The 305-nt window shown below is 56.1% G+C and carries 1 pseudogene; it reads right to left on the bottom strand.

Annotation, left to right across the window (positions count from 1 at the left end):
- Positions 1 to 21 precede the first annotated feature (21 nt).
- A pseudogene (locus ACFDSS_RS10125) lies at positions 22 to 305 on the bottom strand (hypothetical protein); the annotation flags it as partial.

The raw sequence follows: 305 nt of genomic DNA, 5'->3' as shown, positions 1-305 counted from the left end.
TCTTTCATTATGCGATCCACCTTAACGACTGGCCCGAAATTCCGCGACCACCTCTACGTTCCGTCCGCCACCATTTCCGTTCACGTCCGGCTCATCCATGGAGATGATCTCAAGCGCGCTTTTGACCAACCGCGAGCTGCGCTCACCGCCGATGTTGCCAATCCAGTAAAGATCAAGTCGGTCACTGATACGCATTTCGCCCGCAAATGCTTCCACCAGATTGTTCGGCAAGGGGAAGGCGCGCATACCGGGATCAAGCAGTGCGGGGATGCCTTGTGGCGCGCCTTGCTCGGTCACTTTGTAAT

The sequence above is a fragment of the Yoonia sp. genome, from assembly GCF_042093035.1.
Lineage (GTDB): Bacteria > Pseudomonadota > Alphaproteobacteria > Rhodobacterales > Rhodobacteraceae > Yoonia.
This window is presented reverse-complemented; position numbering and strand designations above follow the sequence as displayed.